Here is a 6759-nt window from a genome sequence, read left to right on the forward strand (position 1 = left end):
CCACGGACAGGGCGTCGGGCACCAGCGCGACGCCGATCGCCGGCCGGCCGACGGGTGCATCGCCGGCAGTGGCCTGGTTGAGCTCGACCACGGTGCCTTCCCGCAGGAGATGGGCCGTCAGATGGGTCAGGGCGGTGGGTGACAGCGAGGTGCGCCGCGCCAGTTCGGCGCGCGACTGCGGACCGTCGTCGCGCAGGATTCGCAGGATCGCTCCGTGGTGCGCGCCCATTCTTCCTCCCTATTATTTTCTAATGTTAATAAATTAATTAAGCCTGTCAAGCACGGCAAAGCGCGGCTTGCGACTGGCATCGATGCACCTGGCTTTCACCCTACCCTGCCGCTGGAGTAGGGGCATTGACGCGAAGGGAGATAGCGGGGAAGGCAAGGCCGTCATGAGTAGGTCGAAGATCAGCCAAGCGGAGACGGCCACCTATGCCGCTTGGCTCCCGCGCGCTAAGGGGCGGTGGCAGCCGAGCGCTTGAACAGGATGGTCACCCGCGTGCCCTCGCCGGCGCTCGACGTCACGTCGAACTCCGCCTTGGCATTCTCGGTCAGCGAGCGGGCGATCAGCGCGCCGAGTTTGCCGCGCTTGGGCCAGCTCTCGCCGTCCGGCAGGCCAATGCCGTCATCGGCGATCACGATGCGGCAGCCATCGCCGTCAACGATGCTGTGCAGCGTGATCGTGCCGCCGTCACGTCCCTGGAAGGCATGTTTGAGCGCATTGGTCAAAAGTTCGTTCACCACCAGCCCGGTCGGCATGGCGACATTGATCGACACCGGATAGGTGTCGACCTTCATGTCGAGGCGGATGCCCTCGACCGCATGCGAGTTCATGACCGCCGACGCGATCTGGCTGAGATAGACACCAAGATCGACCTCATCCTTGCCATCGTCCCCCGACAGCGTCTGGTAGAGGATCGCCAGCGCATCGACGCGCCCCGCCAGCCTCTCGAAACGCTTCTGGTCCGGTTCGGCCGCGTTGCGCGTCTCCATCCGGATCAGCGCGGTGATCATCTGCAGATTGTTCTTCACCCGGTGCTGCAGTTCGCGCAGCAGCGTGTCCTTCTCACGGATGCGCTCGTCGATCGATCGCGCATCTTCGGTTTCGCCATGGGCCGAAACGTCGACCAGCGCCACCAGCCGGAAGCAGGCCTTGCCATTGTCGTCCTCGATGACGTTGGAATAGACGTCGACGATAGTCGGTTGGCCTTCCTTCCGCTCCAGCCGGAACGTGCCGATGAAATCAGTGTCCTCGACCACGGCCTCGAACAGCGGCCGGTCCTTCTGCTTGTGCAGGCCGGTGCCGGAAAGCGCCGCCCAGTGTTGGCGAGCGAGCATCGCCGCCTTGAGGCCGGACAGTTTCTCGAATTCCGGATTGGCATAGACGACACGCTCCTTCGAACCCAGGTCCGAGACGGCAATGGCGATCGGCACCTGGTCGAGGAACTTCTTGAACTGTTCGCTTTCGAGCGCGCTGGCAAGGTCCGGCGTTTCGAGCAGCTGCCCGACCGCTTCGGCCTTCTGTGTATCGGATGTCATCTGCGGCGCCTGTGCTGTGTGGGCACCATCAATAACAGCGATGCGATCACCCCGCCATCGCCAAACATGGAGTCCGCATTTTCACGCCCCGCATCGGCGATGGCGGCGTGTCTGCCGAATTGACGCCGCTGCCTGAGAGTGCCTCAGGAGGCCGGCTTCGACGCCAGCCGTGGACCGGTCTTGACGTCGACGATCTCCGGCTTGGCGCTGTCGACCGCGCCATCCCAGCCGCCGCCGAGCGCCTTGTTGAGGGCGATGTAGTTGGTCGCCAGCAGGACGCGGCTTTGCAGCAGCGAGTCCTCGGCCGAATAGAGCGAGCGCTGGGCGTCGAGCACGTCGAGGAGGCTTGTCTCGCCGGCCTTGTAGAGCGTGCCTTCGAGACTTGCCGCCTCGCCATAGGACTTCGCGGACGAGGCGAGCTTGCCGATCCGGATGCGCTCCTGCGACAACAGCACCAGCGCGTTCTCGACATCCTCGAGCGCCGTCAGCACCGAAGACCGGTAAGCGATGAAATACTGATCGCGTTGCGCCTTGGCGACCTCGACGGCCGCCTGCAATTGGCCGGCATTGAACAGCGGCACACTCAGCGTCGGCCCGAACGACCAGCCGATCGACGAATTCTTGCCGAGATCGCCAAGCTTCAGCGCCGCCGTGCTGATGTCTCCCGTCAGGCTGACCGAGGGATAGCGGGCGGCTTCGGCCTGGCCGATCTTGGCGGTATATTGCGCATATTGGCGCTCCGCCATGCGCAAATCGGGCCGCGATAGCAGGAGGTCGGCGGGAATTCCGGTGGGCATCGGCAGGCGCGGTGCAGGAATGGGCGCGACCCGCTTCAGCCGCTCGTTGAGCGAGGCAGGCGGCCGGCCGGCCAACACCGCGAGACGATGCACGGCCTGCGCATAACTTGCCTCCAGCGTCGGAACGGCGGCTTCGGTGCTCGCTGCCTGACCCATTGCCTTGGCGACATCGGCGGCGGTCGCCGTGCCCGCCTGCGCCATGGTGCGGGTAAGTTCGGCGGTCTGTCTTTGCGACGCGGCCGAACGACGGGCGAGCGCGATGCGGGCCTGGTAGCCGCGCGCCTGGGTATAATAGGAAGCGACATCGCCGACCAGGGTGAGAAGCGTCGAGCGCAGTTCCTCCTGCGAGGCGTTCAGCCCGTAGTGCGCGGCCTCTACGCCCCTCCGGTTGGCGCCGAACAGGTCGAGCTCCCAGCTTGCATCGAAGCCGGCCTGGTACTCGCTGTAGGTGGCGTCAGAGCCTGATGTGGTCTCGGCCGACTTGTTGCGGGAGGCCGAGCCGGAGCCGTCGGCCGAAGGCAGCAATGTGCCGGCACTCTGGCGATAGCTGGCGCGCGCCTCGCGGATTTTTGCCTTGGCGGTGGCGACATCGAGATTGCCGGCAACCGCTTCCTCGACAAGCGTGTTCAGCTCGGGATCGCGTAGCCGCTGCCACCATTTTGACAGTCGTGCCGGCTGGGCAGGCTTTGTCGGCTTCTGGCCGCTCCAATTCGCCGGCATTGCCAGTATCGGTGTCTGATAATCCGGACCGACGACGCATCCCGCGAGCAGGACAGCGGTGAGCATAGGCGCAAGAAGCCGCCTCGCGGCCACCGAGCCACGTTCCAAACCTGTCATGTGAAGTTTTCCTTATTGCTGGGTGGCCGTCACCGGCGTCTCGCCCGTATCTGGTTTGGCCGCCCTGCCCTTGAAGATGCGCCGCACCGTGACGAACAATAGCGGCACCAGGAAGACGCCGATCACCGTCGCCGCGATCATGCCCCCCATCACGCCGATGCCGACCGAGTTCTGCGCGCCCGAGCCCGCACCGCTGGCGATCGCCAGCGGCAACACACCGAGGATAAAGGCCAGCGACGTCATCAGGATCGGCCGCAGCCGTTGTCGCGCCGCCTCCAGCGTCGCCTCGACCAGCCCCATCCCGGCGGCCTGCCGCTCGATGGCGAACTCGACGATGAGGATGGCGTTCTTGGCGGCGAGACCGATCGTGGTCAAAAGGCCGACCTTGAAATAAACGTCGTTGGACTGGCCGAACAGGCTGGCCGCCAGCAGCGCGCCGAAGATGCCGATCGGCACCGACAGCATGACCGCGAACGGGATCGACCAGCTCTCATAAAGTGCGGCCAGGCACAGGAACACGACCAGCGCCGAGATCGCATAGAGCGACAGCGCCTGGTTGCCGGAAAGCTTCTCCTGGTGCGACAGCCCGGTCCACTCGTGCGAATAGCCGGCGGGCAGTTGCGCGACGAGCTTGTCGATCTCGTCCATGGCGGCACCCGAGCTGACGCCCGTGGCCGCCGCGCCCTGGATCTCGACCGCCGCCGACCCATTGTAGCGCTCCAGCCTGGGCGAGCCGAATGTCCAGTGGCTGGAGGCAAAGGCCGAGAACGGCACCATGTCGCCGCTGGCGTTGCGGACCTGCCATTTGTCCAAATCTTCCGGCTGCATGCGGAAGTTCGGGTCCGACTGCAGATAGACCGGTTTCACCCGCCCGCGATCGATGAAGTCGTTGACGTAATCGCTGCCCCAGGCGGTCGAAAGCGTGTTGTTGATGTCGGCCAGGCTGACGCCAAGCGCGCTGGCCTTCTCCTGGTCGATGTCGACCGAGAATTGCGGCTGGTCTTCCTGGCCGTTGGGCCTTGTGTTGGCGAGCACCTTGCTCTGCCCGGCCAGGGCCAGAAGCTGGTTGCGCGTCTGGATCAGCGCGTCATGGCCGGCGCCGTTGACGTCCTGCAGGTAGAAGTCGAAGCCGTTGGTGTTGCCGAAGCCCTGGATGGCGGGAGGCGCGAGCGCGAAGACCTGCGCGTCCCTGATCTTCGAAAACGCGCCCATCGCACGGCCGGCGATGGCCTGCGCGGCGGAAGCCGGCGATTTGCGCAGGTCGAAATCCTTCAGCCGCACGAAAGCGATGCCGACATTCTGCCCTGCGCCGCCGAAGCCGAAGCCGGAGGCGGTGAACACCCCGTCGACGGCGTCCTTCTCCTGGTTGAGATAATGGTCGGTCACTTCTGCCAGCACGCGCTCCGTGCGATCCTGCGTCGCGCCGACGGGCAGCTGCACGCTGGTGATCAGGATGCCCTGGTCCTCTTCCGGCAGGAACGAGCTCGGCAGCCGGGCAAACATCCAGCCCACGGCAACGACGATGGCCAGGAACACGACGAGGAAGCGCCAGGATCGGTTGATGATGCCGTGCGAGCCGTCGCGGTAGGCAAGCGTGCCGCGATCGAAGACACGGTTGAACCAGCCGAACGGGCCGGTCTGCGTCGCATGGTCCTTGGGCGGCCGCAGGATGGTGGCGCAAAGTGCGGGCGTCAGCACAAGGGCGACCAGCACGGACAGCACCATCGCCGAGACGATGGTCACCGAGAATTGCCGGTAGATGATGCCGGTCGAGCCGCCGAAGAAAGCCATCGGCACGAACACGGCCGAAAGCACCGTGGCGATGCCGATCAGCGCGCCGGTGATTTCGTGCATCGACTTGCGCGTCGCCTCCTTCGGCGACAGGCCTTCCTCCTGCATCACGCGTTCGACATTCTCGACGACGACGATGGCGTCGTCGACCAAGAGGCCGATGGCCAGCACCATGGCGAACATGGTCAGTGTGTTGACGGAATAGCCGAACAGCGACAGCACGCCGAACGTGCCGAGCAGCACCACCGGCACGGCGATCGTCGGGATGATGGTGGCGCGCAAATTCTGCAGGAAGATGAACATCACCAGGAACACCAGCACGATTGCTTCGGCCAGCGTCTTGACCACCTCCTCGATCGACAGCCGCACGAAAGGCGAGGTGTCGTAGGGATAGACGACCTCGACCCCTTGCGGGAAGGTCGAGCTCAGCCGGGCGATCGTCGAACGCACCGCTTCGGCGGTGTTGATGGCGTTGGCGCCGGTCGCCAAATTGACGGCGACGCCGGCCGCCGGCTTGCCATTGTAATTGGCCTGCGTCGTATAGCTTTCGGCGCCGAGCTCGACGGTGGCGACATCGTTGAGGCGGACCAGAGAGCCATCGGTCTGGCTCTTCAGGATGATGTTGCGGAACTGTTCGGCGGTCTGCAGCCGGCTCTTGGCCGTCACCGTGGCATTGAGCTGCTGGCCCTTGCGCGCCGGCAGGCCGCCGAGCTGGCCGGCCGAAACCTGCGTGTTCTGTGCCTCGATGGCGGTCGCCACATCGCTCGGCATCAGGGCATATTTGGCGAGCTGGTCCGGATCGAGCCAGATGCGCATGGCATAGCCGGAGCCGAACAGCTGCGTCGAGCCGACGCCTTCGACGCGCTTCAGCGTGTCGTTGACGGTGGCGTCGACATAGTCGGCGAGATCGGTCGAGTTCATCTTGGCGTCGGTCGAGACGAAGCCGATGACCATCAGGAAGCCGGTCGAGGATTTGGAGACGGTGATGCCGTTGCTCTGCACCACCTGCGGCAGCTGCGACTGCACCAGCTGCAGCTTGTTTTGCGTCTGCACCTGGGCGGTATCGGGATCGGCCGCTGTGGTGAAGGTCAGCGTGATCGAGGCCGAACCGGTCGAGGTCGACGTCGCCGTCATGTAGTCGAGATTGTCGATACCGGTCATGCCTTGCTCGATGACCTTGGTCACCGAGTTCTCGACCGTCTGCGCGTCGGCGCCCGGATAGGTGGCGCTGATGTTGACTGTCGTCGGCGCAATCTGCGGATATTGCGAGATCGGCAGCGAGGTGAGCGCCAGGAGGCCGCCCAGCATGATCACGATGGCGATCACCCAGGCGAAGATCGGCCGGTTGATGAAGAATAGTGACATCGCTCAGTTCCCGGTCGCGGCGGCAGGCGCCGGTTTCGCCGCATTGGACGCGGCCGGTGCGGCGGACGTGCTCTGCCCGCGGTCCTTGACCTCGCCGGTCGTCTCGTCGATCGTCACTTCGACACCCGTCGCATCGCCGCCGGGGCGCACCAGTTGCATGCCCTCGACGATGACGCGGTCGCCGTCGCCGACACCCGAATCCACCAGCCAGTTGTTGCCGACGCTGTTGCGCACGGCGAGCACGCGCGTCTCGACCTTGCCCTGCGCATTGATGACCATGGCGGTGGCCTCGCCCTTGGTGTTGCGGCTGACGGCACGCTGCGGCACCAGGAAACTGTTCTGGGCAACGCCCTCCTCGACCAGTGCCCGCACATACATGCCGGGCAGAAGCAGGCGGTCGGGATTGGGGAACTCGGCCCTGAGCGCAAAG

The 6759-nt window shown here is 65.0% G+C and carries 5 protein-coding genes; all 5 read right to left on the bottom strand.

The window, feature by feature from the left end; genetic code table 11:
* A partial coding sequence (locus EOA22_RS20515) for a winged helix-turn-helix domain-containing protein (RefSeq protein WP_164755680.1) occupies window positions 1-229 on the bottom strand: 229 nt, incomplete at its 3' end.
* A gap of 224 nt (window positions 230-453) precedes the next feature.
* Complete coding sequence (locus tag EOA22_RS20520) at window positions 454-1539, bottom strand: histidine kinase dimerization/phosphoacceptor domain -containing protein (RefSeq protein WP_063168598.1); 1086 nt, start codon at window positions 1537-1539, stop codon at window positions 454-456.
* Between the two features lie 143 nt (window positions 1540-1682).
* Window positions 1683-3173 (bottom strand): efflux transporter outer membrane subunit, encoded by a 1491-nt coding sequence (locus EOA22_RS20525; RefSeq protein WP_063168599.1) that lies wholly within the window; start codon window positions 3171-3173, stop codon window positions 1683-1685.
* Between the two features lie 12 nt (window positions 3174-3185).
* Complete coding sequence (locus EOA22_RS20530) at window positions 3186-6329, bottom strand: efflux RND transporter permease subunit (RefSeq protein WP_063168600.1); 3144 nt, start codon at window positions 6327-6329, stop codon at window positions 3186-3188.
* Window positions 6330-6332: 3 nt separating this feature from the next.
* Window positions 6333-6759, bottom strand: a 427-nt coding sequence (locus tag EOA22_RS20535) for an HlyD family secretion protein (protein WP_206521304.1), incomplete at its 5' end; no start/stop codon positions are given.

Source organism: Mesorhizobium sp. M7A.F.Ca.US.014.04.1.1 (genome assembly GCF_003998745.1).
GTDB classification, from domain to species: domain Bacteria; phylum Pseudomonadota; class Alphaproteobacteria; order Rhizobiales; family Rhizobiaceae; genus Mesorhizobium; species Mesorhizobium ciceri.

Coding starts and splice junctions, on each gene's coding strand:
- EOA22_RS20530 (WP_063168600.1), bottom strand. CDS start 6,329: ATGTCACTATTCTTCATCAACCGGCCGATCTTCGCCTGGGTGATCGCC.
- EOA22_RS20525 (WP_063168599.1), bottom strand. CDS start 3,173: ATGACAGGTTTGGAACGTGGCTCGGTGGCCGCGAGGCGGCTTCTTGCG.
- EOA22_RS20520 (WP_063168598.1), bottom strand. CDS start 1,539: ATGACATCCGATACACAGAAGGCCGAAGCGGTCGGGCAGCTGCTCGAA.